Annotated in this window: 13 protein-coding genes, 1 tRNA gene, 1 pseudogene and 2 CRISPR repeat arrays; of the genes and pseudogenes, 3 read left to right on the top strand and 12 right to left on the bottom strand. The window is 35.0% G+C overall.

Annotated features, from left to right (window positions below; all coding sequences use genetic code 11):
- The first annotated feature begins 271 nt into the window (after positions 1-271).
- Positions 272-1,333, top strand: a complete 1,062-nt coding sequence (locus DL897_RS04160) for a bifunctional transcriptional activator/DNA repair enzyme AdaA (RefSeq protein ID WP_113657884.1) — start codon at positions 272-274, stop codon at positions 1,331-1,333.
- A gap of 181 nt (positions 1,334-1,514) precedes the next feature.
- Here the strand turns inward: DL897_RS04160 and DL897_RS04155 are convergent, their stop codons facing one another.
- On the bottom strand, positions 1,515-2,315 hold the full coding sequence (locus tag DL897_RS04155; protein ID WP_113657883.1) for a GNAT family N-acetyltransferase: 801 nt from the start codon (positions 2,313-2,315) through the stop codon (positions 1,515-1,517).
- Between the two features lie 619 nt (positions 2,316-2,934).
- On the opposite strand from DL897_RS04155, the gene DL897_RS04150 reads away from it, so the two are divergent.
- Positions 2,935-4,545, top strand: a complete 1,611-nt coding sequence (locus DL897_RS04150; RefSeq protein ID WP_113657882.1) for an esterase/lipase family protein — start codon at positions 2,935-2,937, stop codon at positions 4,543-4,545.
- A 59-nt stretch (positions 4,546-4,604) separates the two neighbouring features.
- On the opposite strand, the gene DL897_RS04145 is transcribed toward DL897_RS04150, so the two are convergent.
- Positions 4,605-5,720, bottom strand: a complete 1,116-nt coding sequence (locus tag DL897_RS04145) for an SDR family oxidoreductase (protein WP_113657881.1) — start codon at positions 5,718-5,720, stop codon at positions 4,605-4,607.
- Positions 5,721-5,840: 120 nt separating this feature from the next.
- On the opposite strand from DL897_RS04145, the gene DL897_RS18050 reads away from it, so the two are divergent.
- Positions 5,841-5,909, top strand: a tRNA-Glu gene (locus DL897_RS18050).
- Between the two features lie 95 nt (positions 5,910-6,004).
- On the opposite strand, the pseudogene DL897_RS18590 reads toward DL897_RS18050, so the two are convergent.
- The 10 genes and pseudogenes from DL897_RS18590 to DL897_RS04100 all read right to left on the bottom strand — a co-directional run.
- Positions 6,005-6,433 (bottom strand): annotated as a pseudogene (locus tag DL897_RS18590) (RNA-guided endonuclease TnpB family protein); the annotation flags it as partial.
- Between the two features lie 53 nt (positions 6,434-6,486).
- Positions 6,487-7,630: a CRISPR direct-repeat array (repeat unit 29 nt; unit sequence CTTTATATTCCACATAGTTAATATAAAAC).
- 206 nt (positions 7,631-7,836) lie between these two features.
- Positions 7,837-8,100 (bottom strand): CRISPR-associated endonuclease Cas2, encoded by a 264-nt coding sequence (cas2, locus tag DL897_RS04140; protein ID WP_113657880.1) that lies wholly within the window; start codon positions 8,098-8,100, stop codon positions 7,837-7,839.
- Between the two features lies 1 nt (position 8,101).
- Positions 8,102-9,085, bottom strand: coding sequence for a type I-B CRISPR-associated endonuclease Cas1b (gene cas1b / locus DL897_RS04135; protein WP_113657879.1), 984 nt, complete (start codon positions 9,083-9,085; stop codon positions 8,102-8,104).
- On the bottom strand, positions 9,082-9,600 hold the full coding sequence (gene cas4, locus DL897_RS04130) for a CRISPR-associated protein Cas4 (protein WP_113657878.1): 519 nt from the start codon (positions 9,598-9,600) through the stop codon (positions 9,082-9,084). The genes cas1b and cas4 overlap by 4 nt, the downstream gene beginning before the upstream one ends.
- Positions 9,601-9,612: 12 nt before the next feature.
- Positions 9,613-11,934 carry a CRISPR-associated helicase Cas3' gene (gene cas3 / locus DL897_RS04125; RefSeq protein ID WP_113657877.1) on the bottom strand — a complete coding sequence of 774 codons (2,322 nt, stop codon included), beginning with the start codon at positions 11,932-11,934 and terminating at the stop codon, positions 9,613-9,615.
- A gap of 42 nt (positions 11,935-11,976) precedes the next feature.
- Positions 11,977-12,633, bottom strand: coding sequence for a type I-B CRISPR-associated protein Cas5b (gene cas5b, locus DL897_RS04120; protein WP_113657876.1), 657 nt, complete (start codon positions 12,631-12,633; stop codon positions 11,977-11,979).
- Positions 12,633-13,535 carry a type I-B CRISPR-associated protein Cas7/Cst2/DevR gene (cas7i, locus tag DL897_RS04115; RefSeq protein WP_113657875.1) on the bottom strand — a complete coding sequence of 301 codons (903 nt, stop codon included), beginning with the start codon at positions 13,533-13,535 and terminating at the stop codon, positions 12,633-12,635. Before cas7i ends, cas5b begins: the two co-directional genes overlap by 1 nt.
- Positions 13,528-15,249 carry a type I-B CRISPR-associated protein Cas8b1/Cst1 gene (cas8a1, locus tag DL897_RS04110; protein ID WP_113657874.1) on the bottom strand — a complete coding sequence of 574 codons (1,722 nt, stop codon included), beginning with the start codon at positions 15,247-15,249 and terminating at the stop codon, positions 13,528-13,530. The genes cas7i and cas8a1 overlap by 8 nt, the downstream gene beginning before the upstream one ends.
- Before the next feature lie 14 nt (positions 15,250-15,263).
- A complete protein-coding gene (cas6, locus tag DL897_RS04105; protein WP_113657873.1) occupies positions 15,264-16,004 on the bottom strand; it encodes a CRISPR-associated endoribonuclease Cas6 in 741 nt (246 codons plus the stop codon).
- Positions 16,005-16,273: 269 nt separating this feature from the next.
- A CRISPR array of direct repeats spans positions 16,274-16,760; the repeat unit is 29 nt; unit sequence CTTTATATTCCACATAGTTAATATAAAAC.
- 240 nt (positions 16,761-17,000) lie between these two features.
- Positions 17,001-17,366: a YraN family protein gene (locus tag DL897_RS04100; RefSeq protein WP_168188636.1), complete on the bottom strand. Its 366-nt coding sequence runs from the start codon at positions 17,364-17,366 to the stop codon at positions 17,001-17,003.
- Positions 17,367-17,370: the final 4 nt, after the last annotated feature.

Here is a 17,370-nt window from a genome sequence, read left to right as displayed (position 1 = left end):
CAATCGATTCACTCGCATTTTTGTTTATTCAACGTTCCTTCCTTTTTATGTTCATTTGTTATAGTTTTAGCCATACTCAAATCTTGGCATGCTTCTAAGGAAAAATCTAGCTTCCCAATGAGGTTCTGATTATCTAGATCAAGGGACTACCCTGTTCCATAAAACAAAAAATCCATGCTCAAATTTCGGCGGCGGCATTTTATCAACTTAAATATAATAGGAACATATCGAACGGTTTAGGGGATCGTAATTAAGGAGAGATAACACAAGAATGATAACAGACGAAAATAAAAAAGAATATTATCAGGCATTAATAGACAGAAAAACAGAGTATGAAGGTGTTTTTTATGTAGGTGTCAAAACAACGGGCGTATTTTGTCGCCCGACCTGTCCAGCAAGAAAGCCGGAATTTAGGAACTGCGAATTTTTTACCACCGCTCAGCAAGCACTTCTAGCTGGATTTCGCCCTTGTAAACGCTGTTGTCCACTTTCTCATCCCAATCATGTTTCAGAGCTTGTCCAAAAGCTGGTAACAGCGGTTGAAGAAAACCCTGAGAAAAGATGGAAGGATGAAGATTTTCAAAAGCTATCCATTGATCCTTCAACAGCACGCCGTCAGTTCAAAAAACGATTTGGCATGACATTCGTCGAATATGCACGGGCACGGAGAATGGGACTAGCTATGCAACAAATTAGAGCAGGTAAAGCAGTCATCGATGCACAGCTATCAACCGGTTATGAATCTAGTAGTGGTTTTAGGGATGCGTTTTTCCGTATTATGGGGTCAGCTCCTACCATGCATGGAAAGTTGAACATTCTATATGCATCATGGCTAGATACTCAGCTCGGTCCAATGATTGCAATCGCAAGTGAAGAAGCACTTTATCTTTTAGAATTTGTGGATCGTCGAGGTTTGGAACGAGAGATCGAACGCCTAAGAGAGAAAACAAAATCTGCGATTATTCCTGGTTATACTAAACCCATTCGATCCATTGAACATGAACTAAATCAGTATTTTGATGGTAAGCTAAGAGAATTTAAGACACCCATATTTTTACTTGGAACCCACTTTCAAAAGCGGGTTTGGGAAGAACTACAAAAAATTCCTTTTGGAGAAACAAGGTCATATGCTCAAATAGCAGCTACACTTGGGAATCCTACTGCCTATCGTGCTGTTGCTCAAGCAAATGGTGCTAATCAGCTCGCGATCATCATTCCATGTCACCGTGTTATCAATTCTAGTGGTGAACTAGGTGGCTATGGTGGCGGATTAGGACGCAAAAAATGGTTAATTCATCATGAACAGCAAGGAATAAGGAATACCCTCATATAAATGGATGAAACTTTGAAGATATCCATGAGAAGTTCTCATCCCCCTTATACTTTCAAATAAAAACAAGCTACTCTTTCTTTATAACCTAAAGAATGAATAGCTTGTTTTTATTTTGAGATTCTTGTACATTCCCTTGGTTATTTGAACAAAAGCATATACCAGCGAATCCACATGAATAGCCCTATACTTTATTCCATTTGTAAACTTGAAACATACAAACCGACTGAAAGCCTAACTTTTCATAAGCTGGTTTTCCTGCATCAGTGGCATGGAGAATACATGTGGAAGCTCCTTGCTGCTTGGCTGTATCAAGCAAATTTTGTAGATAAATGGTTGCGAGTCCTTTTCGTCGCATTTGTGGAGCAGTCGTAATACAATATAAACCTGCGATATCATGATCAAAAAATAAGGTACCTGCTACAGCGGGTTCATTTTGATAGTTTCCTAAGTACAATTGATATTCATTTTGCTTACTTTTAACTATTTGTTTAAAACGATCAAATATAGCTTCCTTATCATCAGTTGGCTTTCCATACCCCCTTACATAGACATCAACCCACTTTTTTAGATCATCTTCATTCATCACTCGTTTAAATATAAAATCATGACGATAGGAATTTGCCAAAGTATAATCTGTTAAGCTTTTTACCATCCCGATCCAATTTTCATGATGTCTAAGCCCCATATTTATTAAGGCTTTATCTAAATCGAATGATTTTGTCGAAGGACCGATCATCCATAAGAGTGGCTCACCTTCTTGATCACAGTGCTTAATTAATTGATGAACCGTAGCTTCTTGATGTTGCTTTTTAAGACCTAGCCAATCTGTATATAAAACACGGTTATACGGAGGAGCAGAAATGTATTTAAGTGTAGCATTATCAATATGGATACTTTCTTGAGTATTTTTAAAATACATCCAGTGCTTAATCAAATGCCGTTCTATTATCTGCGCTACTTCTTCCCCTATAGTCTTTATCACTTGGCGGCTCCTTCCTTTAAACTATGAATTTGATTTATAGAGGCTGCCTTCTAAAGCAGTCGCTCATGCTTCACTACTCACTCCCGTTAAAGGGTTGGCGCAAAAGTCGATCCTACACAAAAACGATTCACTCTTAATCTAGGAGTGATCTAAGTTTTTGAACGAATGATTAGGCATGCTCTTATAACTCTATCTACTAAATATCATACCAAAAAAACCCACATGATAGTATAGGTTTAATTGATAAGTTGAATCAAGACCAACTAACCCATATAAAAATTTTCTAAGGAAGAAAAGTTATTAACCAACTGGCTGTATCATGTACAATGATATAAAAATCGATCCCATTTCAACTGAATATCCATCAATGATTACCTAAGCACGTTACTGATCTTTATAGAAAACATATAAATCATTGTTATATCGAAATAAGCCTTATCCATTATTAACTCAAATTAACACTCTATATATAATTTAATGAATATACTGAATATAATAAATCATATTTACATTATAATAATAAACATTTAAAATAATAGAGTATATAGAATAAATAATAATACTTCTATATACTCTATTATTTTTGGTGTTTTATTCCAATATCGAAAGGAGAATCTACTTGAAACGTTCTTTGCGTATCGCCTTATCTGCTTTAGGTATTACGACTCTATTAGCGATGAGTGCTACACCTGCCCTAGCAGCAACCCAACATAGTTCGAGTTCAAATTCGATTCAACCAACATCTGTTCCACTTCCTAAACCGATGTTAAATCAAGATAACCCCAAAAAGCCCGGCACTTGGTTTTTAGGAGCTACACCACCTAATGTGAATAATCAACCACCCATTGTCTTTGTACAAGGTCTTCACGGTGAAGCACAATCTTATTGGTGGGGAGATACCACCTATTATGGTCATAATGAAATGTATGAATTAGCTTATCAAAATGGCTTTCGAACTGCCTTTGTACAACTCTATGATGCAAACGGTGAAGCACAAACTCCTTGGGAAAATGGTCGCTTACTCGCAGAAACTTTACAAAAAATTTATGCTTATTTTGGACAAAAAGTAAATATTGTTGGTCATAGTAAAGGTGGCGTAGATACTCAAGCAGCCCTTGTACACTATAATGCTTATCCATATGTGAATAAAGCGATTAGTTTAGCTTCACCACATCATGGATCAAACCTGGCTGATCTTGCGTATAGCTGGTATGCTGGTTGGCTTGCTGAACTACTAGGTAGAAAAGATAAAGGAACGGAGTCACTCCAAACAGGGAATATGAAAAAATTCCGTGAGCAAACCGATTCGCATACCCATGTTAATAAAAATAAATATTATACTTCCGCTGGAACCCATTGGGGTCCAACATTTAAAGCACTTTGGTTTGGTGGATCTTATCTTTCGCAATATGGTCCTAATGATGGGATGGTCAACGAATGGAGTACCAAACTTCCATATGGTAATCACATGTTTACAGCGAAGCTCGATCACGACCAGATGCGAAAAGGTTCAGAGGTATTTCCGAAAATTGTTTCTAACCTTACCGCTAGTAGCAATCTTCGCGTAGAAGCTCCTAAAGTATCTACACCGCCACAACCCATGGAAGAATCCGTTACAGGTGGACCACTGAAAGCGAATCAATCTGTAGAAAAATATGTCTCAGTCGATTCGTCGGCGAAAGAAGCTGTGTTTAACTTACTGACTAAATATAAAAATACGAAGGTTACACTTATTTCACCATCCGGCAAAATTTATAACAACAAGAGTACCGTATATCATCAAAATGAAGATAAGGAATTTTTTAAAGGTGCCAACCAACAAGCATTTGTAATCAAACAACCTGAAGCTGGACAGTGGAAAGTAAAAATTAACAGCAAACAAAAAGATGCATATTTATTAACCACTTATTTTAATGGGGCTGACACTGTTTCGGTCCATGTGGATCAAACAGTCAAAGCGAATCAAAATATCCCTATCCAAGTTCAATTAAATCAACCTGAAAAATATGACTTATCTTCTCTTAAAGTTATAATGAAAACGGTTTCAACCGATAAAAAGCGGACAAGCCAACCTGAAGCAAAACCAAATGGAAAAGGGAAGTTAATCAAGGAGTTAAAGGCGTCTGCCAAGTCAGGTACAATGAATATCACTGTTGAAATCAAAGGAAAAACCAAAGATGGGAAGCCTTTTGAGCGAACCGAAGTCGTCTCCATTCATGTAGCAAACTAAATAATAAAAAGCCGTTTCCCTCTAACTATGGAGGAAAACGGCTTTTTTATAAGGATGCATTACCAATCAACGACCTGATAATCTTTAAAAAACACACCCGTATGTGGCTTTTCTACATCTTTACCCTCATAGATTGGATCACAAATCCGAGCAGCTGCATCATGGAAGTCTAGTGGGAGCTGAATTTTCGTCTTCGATTTCGCTTCTTCTGGAATTTGATTGGATACCCAACCTGGGTCCACACTGGTCATAAAAATCCGATCCTTCTTATATTCTTTGGACATGGTAAGCGTCATCATATTTAATGAAGCCTTCGCCATATTCGTATGTACATGATAACTACCTTTGCGTTTCATATTAAATTTCCCCTCTGCAGAGGAAACATTAATAATAAATCGATTCCGATTCGGACTTCGTAACATCGCTGATTTTAATTTTGTATTTATCATAAAAGGTGCTGTCACATTAATCACTTGAACCTCTAACATCTCTACAACTGATATTTGATGAGGTTGTGCAATCCAAGAATTTTGCTGTGGTGAACACTGTGACATTAACTCGACCTCTCGATTGAATAGCTGTAAGGATTGAAATTCTGAAGATATGATATTTGAATCTTCAAACTCGGAAACCGGAATTTCATCCGCTGTAAGTTGTAAGATTTGACTACTAGTTAGTTGTTTTTGTAATTCAAGTTCGTTTAAAGACAATGCATGATATTCCTCATCTGACATTCGGACGGTCTGTGCAGCATTATTGATAATAATATCGATGTATGGAAAATGTTGATCTAAAAAATATGTAAACTTCTCTACTTTATCGAGCTGTCTAAAATCAAGCCCATAAATTTGAATTCGATCTTTCCACATTTCGAAATCCGGCTCCTGAATATAAGACAACAAAGCGTTATAAGGAAATCGACTGGTGACGATAACCCGTGCCCCATCTCGCAGTAATCGTAAAGCAGTATAGTATCCGATTTTAGTTCTCCCACCAGTAACCAAAGCAATATAAGCGCTTAAGTTATGTTTAGCCAATCGCTTCTTTTCGTTAAATTCACCACATTCATAACAAAGCTTTTGATAGTGGGGATGCTTAACTAGAATGGGCTGTTTGCATACATAACATTTATACTTTTTTTGCTTATTTTCATGTTGTTTTTCCTGATTTAACATTTTATCACCTTATAAATATTTACAAACATCATAACATATGCTAAAATTTCTGTACACAGTAGCTTAATTAAAGCACCTGCCTTTCAAGCATGGGGATGAAGGTCAAACTCCTTCCTGTGTAATGCGGTAGTTTAATTAAAACGCCTGCCTTTCCTGCAGGAAATGAAGGTTTGAGTCCTTCCCGCATTTTTCATTTCGCATAAGATAAGCCCCTGATTTGCTATTAGCGAAATCGAGGGCTTTTTTGTGTTCTGGAAAATGATTAAGTATTGGATATCTCGCTAAGCTTTCGCTAGCTGTTTCTCGTACTTTCTAAAAAACTTAGGAGCGTTTTCTTTCTTACCATCAGAAAGAATAATAAAATCCTTGAGTCCTAAGTCAACACCAACCCCTTTATCTTTGGGTACTGGAATATATGGACAAACATTCATTTCGCAAAGGATCGACACAAAGTATTTACCCGATCGATTCTGCCAAATCGTAGCAACAAGGATCCGTCCCTCTACTTCTCGAGATTTAGCAAATTTTATCCAACCGAGCTTAGGGAGTTTGATTTTATTTCCCGTGACTTCAATTGTTGGTTTTCCTTGCTTTGGATAATTGCATTGACTGGTATAAGATTGAATAGGATTCTTTCTACTCTTAAACTTTGGGCGGTCATTCTGCTTTTTGAAGAAGCGAGAAAAGGCATCTGCTAGATTTTTTAATACGTTATAGTTAATATAAAACATTGCTTGTTAGAGGGAATGACACTAATAAGAGTAGGCTTTATATTCCACATAGTTAATATAAAACAGGTTTGAGCTAGCAATAAAAGTGATACGTGTTGCCTTTATATTCCACATAGTTAATATAAAACTCTCGTAGATGTGTGTAAGCGTATCTGTGATACTGTCTTTATATTCCACATAGTTAATATAAAACTGCCAAAAGAAAGTATGATCTGCATCACTTTTAGCTCCTTTATATTCCACATAGTTAATATAAAACCTCGTTATGTGAAATCTGTAATGGAATTACCTATAAACTTTATATTCCACATAGTTAATATAAAACGATATTAAGGATAAAAATGAATTACTATCCTTAGCAACTTTATATTCCACATAGTTAATATAAAACGATATATTCTCCCTGTTTCGTACATTTAATATTATCCTTTATATTCCACATAGTTAATATAAAACCAAAACTATTTTACATTCAAAATTATCCCTAACAACAGTCTTTATATTCCACATAGTTAATATAAAACTTCAAGTGTTGACAAAGGGGAAGAAATGAAATTCTATTCTTTATATTCCACATAGTTAATATAAAACTAAAGCGCTTGAATTATAAGGTGACGGGAAGTAAGACTTTATATTCCACATAGTTAATATAAAACCTCTCCCGCCACCCCATCCCCTGCGACTCCTCCCGTCTTTATATTCCACATAGTTAATATAAAACGTAAGCAAAAGTCCTATCGTGACCGGAAATTAAAGACTTTATATTCCACATAGTTAATATAAAACTCACAGATAGTCGCTGAGTTAATCCGTCGCTTCCTGGCTTTATATTCCACATAGTTAATATAAAACACTCGCCAAAGTCGCTAGCTCATTTTCCGTTTTAATCTTTATATTCCACATAGTTAATATAAAACAAGGGATAAGAACATGAAGCGTTACTTTAGCAGCCGCTTTATATTCCACATAGTTAATATAAAACTTACTTTTCAAACTTCATAGACTCCGACATTGACATCCTTTATATTCCACATAGTTAATATAAAACTCCCGTGCGCTGTCTTGGGGGTTTCAGGGGGTTCAGCTTTATATTCCACATAGTTAATATAAAACCAAATCCAAAGCCCCACACCTCTGTAATCTCTTCTACCTTTATATTCCACATAGTTAATATAAAACCCCATTTTTCAAACACATCAAATGCCTTATATTCTCTAGCTTAACAGCTTATTGATCATATTGTAAATGCCTCCTTTTTGCCGTAAACCTACAGTTCTGTTTTCTGAAAAATCATTTTATAAGTGAAATCCATTGATATGCCTAGTTTTATACTACTTCTTCACAAAATGAGGTTTACGGCAAATCGATGAAATATATGGAATAGATTACAAAAACATACTGTCGAAGTTTTTTTCCTGTCCATATACTGTCTTTTCCATCATTTTTGCATTTTGAACTTTATATACATGAATAGAATCCACTTGTTTATTTACGATATTATGCAAACTAGCTAAGCATTTTTTTAGCTTACCTTCTGTGATTTCACCTTCAAATACAGAATTCTGTGTCCAAGTTAAATAACGCTTTAGTACTTTATGAACCTTCGAAACTCTCTTTTCCTCAACATCATATGTAATAATCACAAACATACTACCACCATGCTTTCAATGGTTTATAAATTTCATCATATATCACATGTTTAATAATCTTATAGGCTTCTAATTTGATTAAATTCTTATAGGATACTTTTCTCTTTAACTGACGATGTTTAATCGTCGATTTTAACTTTTTCTGATATTCAGCCAAAAAAATCTGTTTTCCTTGCGTATTTAAATAACAATAAGACTCCATCCAGTCAAAATGTTTTTCATTTAACATCCGATTATTAATCAAAGAAAAAATAACTGTATCTACGATTAGTGGTTTAAAAATCTCCGATATATCCAAGCATAGTGAATATCTCTTACTGGTAGGCTGATGTAAATAACTAATGGTTGGATTTAGAGTTGTTTGATATACCTCTGTAAGTACAGTAGTATACATTCGAGAATTCCCAAAAGAAATCAATGCATTAAGGGGATCAGTAGGAGGTCTTCTCTCTCTTTTTGAAAAATGAAAATACGAATCAGATATCATTTTATTAAATGCTTGATAATAAGCCCTACGGATTCTCCCTTCAATTCCCGTTAACTCGTCTACTTTTTCTACGTGATTAATTCCACTACGCTCTTTTTCTATATAATGGATTGTCGCTTCTGTTAACCCCTTTTTTCTCTTTAAATTTCTCAATATATGATGGATCGCCCCTTCTACAAACATTTTGGCTAGATACATTCTCTTTTTATAATCGGAATAATGCATGGCTTGTTGTACATCAACATAGCCAGATAACTGCTTTTTTCGTGGTACAAAGCTCCCGACATAATAGTCGTAGTAATTATACATATGAATAAATATATTCTCCTGCCCCATTAAACTAAAGAACTTACTATTAAAATCTACTTCACCAAATATATGGAGACACTCTATTTGCTCGATGGGTAACGATTTTTTATTTCCTTCATGATCAATAAACAGTATTGTGTTATCTTTGCGCATGAATCGTCCATTGCTAAAAATATACTTTTCTGTCATTCTTCCACCTCTCCAACGAAGCAAAAAAGATAATAGGCACATTTCGGACAGTATGGAAGACGTTTTTTAGATGGAGGAGATTCACAAGAATTAATTTCCCGAATTTTAACCAACGCTTTTTCAACCTTTTTCTCATCTTCTGTCGTTAAATAGACCTCTTCAGTTCGTCTTTCTTTTACATAGTGAATCTTTCCGGTTCGTTCAATCTTTAATTGTTTTAGATAATATAAATAATATAGTAATTGCATTCGATCCGCTTCCATCATTCTACTACTTGATTTAACTTCACCCACATAATCATCCGAAATCATATCCAATTTAATCAAGTTATCAATTGACACTTCTTTTTTCTCACGACTATAGGCTTGTTCATGAAGGATCTTCCCCTGTAAAACTTGATCATTGGTATGCTCCATCGTTATCTGTTTGGAAAACAACCAAAGCTTCCGAGGGCACACATAATAATATTGCATCTGAATTCCTTGAACCTTTAAATCATCAAAATTTATATCCAAAACGTATTCACCTCAAATAAATAGTTCCTCTGTAGATTCACTTTCCTCTTTCTCTACTACACCTCGACCTGATAACTGATCTGTGTCAAATTCATAATGACGATTTAAAATAAACAAATGCTCTAAACCTTTAAATCGAGTAGGTAAGGGGGATAGATCTCCTTTTTTATTTACTTTTTGATATAAGATATGAACCGTTTTTCTCTCTATCTTTTCTCGCAGTTGTCTCCTTTTTATTCGCAACTCCTTAAGTAATTGCCAATCTCGCTTTTTCCGAGCCTCTTTTTCATCAATTAACAACTGCTCATATTCAGTAAATAAATTATCCATCTGATCATAAATGATCCGAGGAATTGCTTGTACACTATCAATCTCTCGGACGATCTTTTGTGCTTGAGAACGATTTAATTCATAAGGTTGTAGAGTGTCCAGCATCTCTAGAGCACTCTTAAATTCTCGGTAATAATTCGTATCAGCTAATACTTCCGTTCGATATATCTGATCAACTAAGTTAACTTTCGTATCTTCATCTAAAATGGACTCATTGTAATCTTCCAACGCCTCTTTACTTAATCTTATTATATCTTGATCATAAACACTTCCGATTCCTGATACTTCATCGGTATAGATCCAAATGTTACTTTCTTCTCGATCCAACTCACGATTTCGATAACACCGTCCCATACGCTGAAATAAACTATCTAAGGTAGATAATTCTGTATGTAATTCATCAAAGTCTACATCTATAGATGCTTCGATTAACTGTGTTGTAATCCAAATTCCAGCTTTCGATTCTCTGTCTTGTTGATTCGGAGCAAAATCAATAATCGCTCTCTCCAATTGAGCTCGATCTTCTGCAGTAAATGCAGAGTGCAAAAGTCGTATATTCGCTCCGGTTTCTTGCAATTTTCGATATAGTTCGCAACTGCGTTTCACCGTGTTACAGATCACCAAAACACGATTATTTTTACTTTGTTCCAATAATCGCGGTATCGCTTCAAAAATGCTTGATTCCTTAATCGATAACTTATGCCTTTTTGTATTCTCAGTAAAAACTCGCTTGATATATTGATTCTTTAAGACAAGACGCTTCTCTAAGCTCTCCAAAAAGAAGTGTGGCATCGTAGCAGTCATAATTAAGAATTTCCCACCTACTTGATGGATCATCTCTAATGCTTTCAATAAAATCGCCATGATTCGTGGAGAGTAGGCTTGAATTTCATCAATAATGACTTTGGCATATGACATGGTTGCATACCATTTTTCATAACCACGGAATAATAATGGGAATGTTAAAATTTGGTCAATGGTGGTAAAGGTTAACTTTTTGGATAGCAATTGTGACTGTTTAAATATCTGCTCACTATATTCTAGTTGTTGTTCATCGCTTTCCGCATTTTCTGCCATACTATTTAAATAACTTAATGCATTAGAATGAAGTAATCCAGCGATTGGGTTTCCTTCTTCATCTACAAATGCCATTTTTTCGGTTACACGACGATATAATTCATTGATACTTACACGAACAGGTAATGTAAAAAATCCCTTATCTTTTCCTAACCAGAGTAATCCTGCTTCAGTTTTACCCATCCCTGTTTGGGCAATGATTACTAGATGATGGTCTTGATGACCATAAGTAAACTTTTGAAGGTCACGTAAATCTTTGCCCAATCGTCTTCGAATATAGTGATATGTAGTATCTTCTATCGATTTATCTGCATGATATTCTACTTTTTCCCAAGCCGAAGCAGCATGATCTAAGCGATGAAGTACTCCTTTGAGCAATACATATAAAAGATAATGTTCATCTTCTACTTCTAGTCGATTTTGCGCCCTTTTTAAATTCTTTTCCTCAAATTTGGGGTTAGTTTCTATGTCTAGTTCTTGCTCTACCAACGATCGATAGGATTGTAATATCTGAATTAAACCCCTTATTTCCGAAGCCTTCGGTATTTTCTGATCCCTTTCATGATGATAGGCAACGGCTTGAATCAATGCTTTTAATTGTTGTTTGGAAAATCCTTGCTCATGTTGTAGCTTTTTAATAGGTAAAAACAAAACAGACAAATAGTTATGCGGAATATTTTGCAATGTATTTACTTCTAGCAGCCTTAAACCTAACTGCTTACGAATTAGATTTTGAAAATAAGGATTTACTTTTCCTGCATCATGATAACGAACAGCGATTTCTAATAACTCTTCGAACCGATCATCCATTGTTCCTAAAAAAACTTGTGGATAGGTTTCCTTGAGCAACGATAAGTTTTCGAGTAAGCGATCAGTATGTTCTTGTAGTGTTTCCATAGGGTCTGACTTCGCATAAATCATATCCATCGACTTTCACTCTTTCTAGCTGTGGTAAAAACTCCTCACCCATTAGTGTGAGGAGTGAAAGTAAACCAACTCATTATCATCATCCATCCAGTATCCATCTTCAATTAACGTATCTCCTGCCGATAAATAGAGTACATCCACCTTCTCCCATTTACGAACATGGTTCACGAGATGATAGCGAGTATTTAAGCGATAGTGAATTCCTTTCACTTCACCTTCTTCTAAAGCATCGACAGGTATATATATATTGTTTTTTAATGTATATTCTTCATATTCCGATTCACAATAGTGTATATCTGTTAACTTAACCTCATCCATTCTGATTAAGTCTTCTTTTCTACCTAAACTTAAATACTCGGCATTATTCTGCAGACGTTCATATAATAGATTCAATTTCTCTTCATCTGTTTGAACATGGATCAAGAGTTCGATATTATACAGCAAGTGGATATTCAGTGGAACTGTCGTCACTTCACTTTTTTTAATCATATAGGTACGACGATAATCTATGAATTTATCTTCATAATTTCCTTGCACACTCACTCGCATCGGATGAAAGGTTGTTGCTTCTAGCACCCGATGAAGCATACCGATCACAGTGGAATAAGGAGGAAGTGGATAAGTCTCTCCAACTTTTCGAGCGAAAGGTTTCGTATAACAGGCAGTCTCTTGAAATAGCTTAAGTTTCAGTGCTTTCATCACTCATTCACCACAAAATATCGGTTCACTTCATCGATTAGAAAATCAAACATTCCTTGGACTGTATGAACCTGACCTTCTGGTAATAAATGTGTTAACTCCTCCTCATTGTCAAAAACCTCTTTTGTCAGTCCCATATGTGTCTGATCCATCACTGTAAAAGCTCCATATTTTTTTTCTAAAGCGCTATGTAATAAAGAGGGAGATAGAGCGAAACCACCATTCTTACTGTCCAATTTTACCCGGCCATAAAAAAACGGATTTGCTATATCATACATACCGCCGATCAAAAATAGGGGTGATAAATTCTCTTGTCTTCCACGTATATTCCGATTTAACAAATTGAGAATGGTAAGTAGCTGGGTAACACGTTGTGCTTTCTCTTGTGAAGATAAGGAGATCTCTTTATCTTCACCTATCCGATCTAAATCAATCGTAACCGTATAAGTATAGAAGCTAAAGTGTTGTTCGATATTCGCTAAATTATTATCTTCATCGATTCGACGTGCTAAGCCCATATTGTTTAAAAAGTCCATATCACTTCGATACGGTTCTAAAGAAATAGCATGGGTTAGACGAGCAACTGCCTCTCTGGTTATAGAACCTACAGTTTTGACTGTTTTCATATAACCAAATAAATCCATCTCCTCAGACTCCCGAATCGAAGCATCTGGACGAAATTGAATCGTTTTATTATTCTTAACAACTGTTTGTAAGTTCCAATTAAATAACTCATTTCCCAGACGGACGATATCATAACGTAAGCATTGTCTTGAAGCAAAGGTATAGGTATGACCATTGCTTCGACTTAGCTTTTTTAACTCTGAGACATTCCCCATCCCTTCTCCATAATTTAGCGAGTTAGCTTGAAAAATGATCGTTAAAGTTAATCCTTTAGACATGATCCTGCTCCTCCTTATTATTATTTTCATAGCTTTGCAAACCACTGATAAAGGAATATCCCCATTCTTCAAAGGATAAATCTTGTTCGTGAAATATATTTAGTATACTTGGCGGAATCTCTCGTCCCATTGATATATAAATTCGAAGTATACTATCATAAAATTGATTCTTATTTCCAGCTTTACAAGCATTTAGCAGTCGATAGGATAAGCCAGCAAGCTGATTTGCTCGGTCATTTTTATGAAAATAATGAGATATTTCTTTTCCTTCATCAAATACTTTTTTCAATCTCCTAGCATCCACATCTTGTTCCCCCTGCATCATTTGATTTAGCTTATAGCGAGCCTGCAGTGCCTTTTGACATCCCCAAGCACTTCTCCCCTCTTGAATCATTTGTCGTAAGTGTCTCTCAATAAATCCCATCGGATCTTTTCGATCCAAGATCGCTTGGATCACTTGATTCCGAAATGAGGCATAGCGAATTTGTTCAAGATCTTTGCTATTCTTTGAGGAGAAAAACTCAGCAATTCGTTTAGAAATATGAAAATAGTTTAATTGTGTATTTTTTCCTTCACCATAAAATTCAACAAACATAATATTCTGTAATGTCCAGATAGACTTCTTCTCTGTTTCTTGTAACAGATCATAAATCAATTCGGAAAAAGGATGATCCCGATCTTTTCTTAATACAAACTCATCATTAATTTTTTTCAGTTGTCGAATAGAGGTATCTGCATTCACAAAAGTATAGATCCGCTGCCATTCATTAGATGACTGATTATACCCTTTTTCTTGTCGATCAAAGGCACATACCCCTAAAGGAATGCAAAATAAGATAAGTCTTGCTAAATGAGAAATATAGGTACTTTCTTTACCATTCCAAAATACATTTTCTATTTTTGCACTAATTCCCAATGGAGAAAAATGCATTTCTTCAAGTTGTAGAGTTCCTGGGAATCTCTCTTCTAGTAAACTACATGGAAGAATTTCTCCTACTTTTCGATATAATTTATATTGGTCACTAAAGCACTTTGAACGAGCCTTTTCCTTTTTTAAGTCTTTCTCTATCAATTCCAAATCTCTATTTTGTATCCATTGTATAAAATCAAGCTCTTGCATAACAGGTATCATAAAATCTTCTTTAAATCGATGAATAAAGTCATTTGTAATACCTTGAAAACTTGGGTTTAAAAAGCTAGGCTGGCCATACAACTTCATAAATTCAGCGCGTATCAAATTAATCGTTAAAGACTCTTCGACATCTTTCATCGAAATGATTTCTAAATATTGTTGAATAACCGTTTCAAGCTCTTCTATGCTTTTCGTCTCTTTCTTTTTTTCGTGCAATCTCTTTAATTCAATTAATACACTTTCAGAAAGATATCCTCGTTCAACTTTCTTTTTTAATTTATCAATGGTGCTCTTCACTAAATCAAATGTTTTGTTACGCTGGTCAGTGAACTGTTTGGGATCACTCTTTGCTTTTTGTAGACGTAAAGTTAACTGCTTTTTATCCTGCTCATATTTGCTATATTTCTCCAATAACACTTCAAAGAACTTTTCTGCAAAGGTCTCTAAGATTCTAGAATCACACTCTATATAATTTGGACCCATCTGGTAGAGTGATTCATCTTCATACCTAGATAACACCTTTAGAAAACCCAAAATTCCCGCATTTACAAACCAATCATTTAAATATAACTTGAATCGCACGATCACACCTTCTTTTATGTAGAGAGGATTTCAAACATCCCATATCCAGCATTTCTGCGGAATGATAATCCTGTTTGATAAAGCATATTTAAATCTTCTGGATCACCTTGTAATTGAAATTGCCCCTTATATGCTTCAACATATAAATACGGACGATTGGTTTCCTTCTGAAATGTTGCAATCGCTTCTTTACTTACTATTTTTTTCATGTCTAGTGGTTTGAATTGCAACTCTTTCTTTAAGCCTGTTCCTCGTGCATTTTTTAAAGTGATATTGGCGATATAGTTTAGCTCGTGATGGTACTCGATTTGATCAGGGGATAATACTTGTTGATCTTTATTTTTGATATAGATTGGGGACATCGTTTGGCAAACGATTGCTGAATGATTAATTATTTTTTCAGGAAGTAAATCAATCCTCTTTCGATGTAACTCATACTTTTGAAAGTTAAATGAGTTATTTTTTTGCAACCCATTATATAAATAAAGGATAAACTCGCGATCTGGTGAACTAATAAACCATTCTACTTCCCCTTGATCTAATCGAAATACCTCTTTGTCCAATTGATAATCTCTTAGAAATACGGAAAAGGTAAAGTTTTTACTTCTCTTATTTCGATGTTGCTTTTGATAGTAGTATAGCTGATTAAAATACTCTTCATTTGCTTGCTCTAAACACTTTTTTAAAATACTTACAAACAGCATACGATAAGAAATTGGTATTTCATCACAGATAAATGAACATTTTATTCTCATAGTACCCCCTATAAAATACAATGAATCAAATTCTTATAACACCTCTTTACTATGAATGTAGGATAATATAATTTCTCTATTCGGTCAAGATGTGCTAATAAGATTATTCTCTATAATAATCACTAATTTAAATTTTATAATAAATTATAGATCAAATATAATTAGTTTATATATACTTGTCAAAAAGAAAAAACACCCAAGATCAGCGCTTTTTTCCACATAGTTAAAATAGGAATGCTATTATGATTGAGTGACTTGACTATTAATATCTTAATATTCCACATAGTTAATATAAAACAAGACAAAACAGTTTGAGAGAGAGGAATTTTTCATACCTTTATATTCCACATAGTTAATATAAAACTAAACATAATTATTATATACGCTTTTATATGCTATACTTTATATTCCACATAGTTAATATAAAACGAAAGAAAATATCATCACTGCATTGGTAACTAAAAACTTTATATTCCACATAGTTAATATAAAACAAAAGTTTATGTAAGTTTTCGTGTGTTATGTTTATATACTTTATATTCCACATAGTTAATATAAAACAATCAAAGAAGGGCACACGCTGATCATGGGACCACCCTTTATATTCCACATAGTTAATATAAAACACAGTCTCGCCGATCGCGCTTGTGACTCCTCCTCGACTTTATATTCCACATAGTTAATATAAAACCCGGCTCGAAGCTCTTGCCCCGTTTCTCCGTCCCTCCTTTATATTCCACATAGTTAATATAAAACCCCATTTTTCACACGGGGCAAAACCCTTATATGATCTAGTCTAATCATATATCTGCTACATTGTAAAGTACCCTATTTTGCCGTAAACCTCCAGTATTGTTTTCTGAAAAGTCAATTTAAATATCAAATCCCTTGATATATAAGGAACTAAGGTATATACCCTCAAAAAGAGGTTTACGGCAAACGGATGAAATATATGGAAAATGGGTCTATCTTCTCTATTACCATTCAATAAAAAAACTAAAAAGCTCCTTTCAAATGATCGATCTGCTTTGGAATTCGTTCTTGATCGAGTAGTACAGAAACTACATCAAATCGAAGAGGTATGTGGGTGATCCGCTGCTGATGTATATATTGGAGCGCCAATCGACGCACTTTTTGCTGTTTGCGCATATCGATGGACTCATATCCGAAGCCAAAGCGTTGACTAGTCGTTGTTCGAACTTCTACCACCACGAGGGCTTCCCCGTCTCTTGCGATGATATCAAGTTCTCCGAGGCGTGTAGACCAGTTTCGAGTGATAACTTGAAAGCCCTGCTTGCTTAAAAAATCAGCAGCAGCTTGCTCACCCACTTGACCAATTTCGCGGCGTCGATCTCTTTTCAAAGGA

This window comes from Thermoflavimicrobium daqui (genome assembly GCF_003313465.1).
Lineage (GTDB): Bacteria > Bacillota > Bacilli > Thermoactinomycetales > Thermoactinomycetaceae > Thermoflavimicrobium > Thermoflavimicrobium daqui.
Note: the sequence above shows the minus strand (reverse complement) of the source record. Positions and strands in the feature narration are given on the sequence as shown.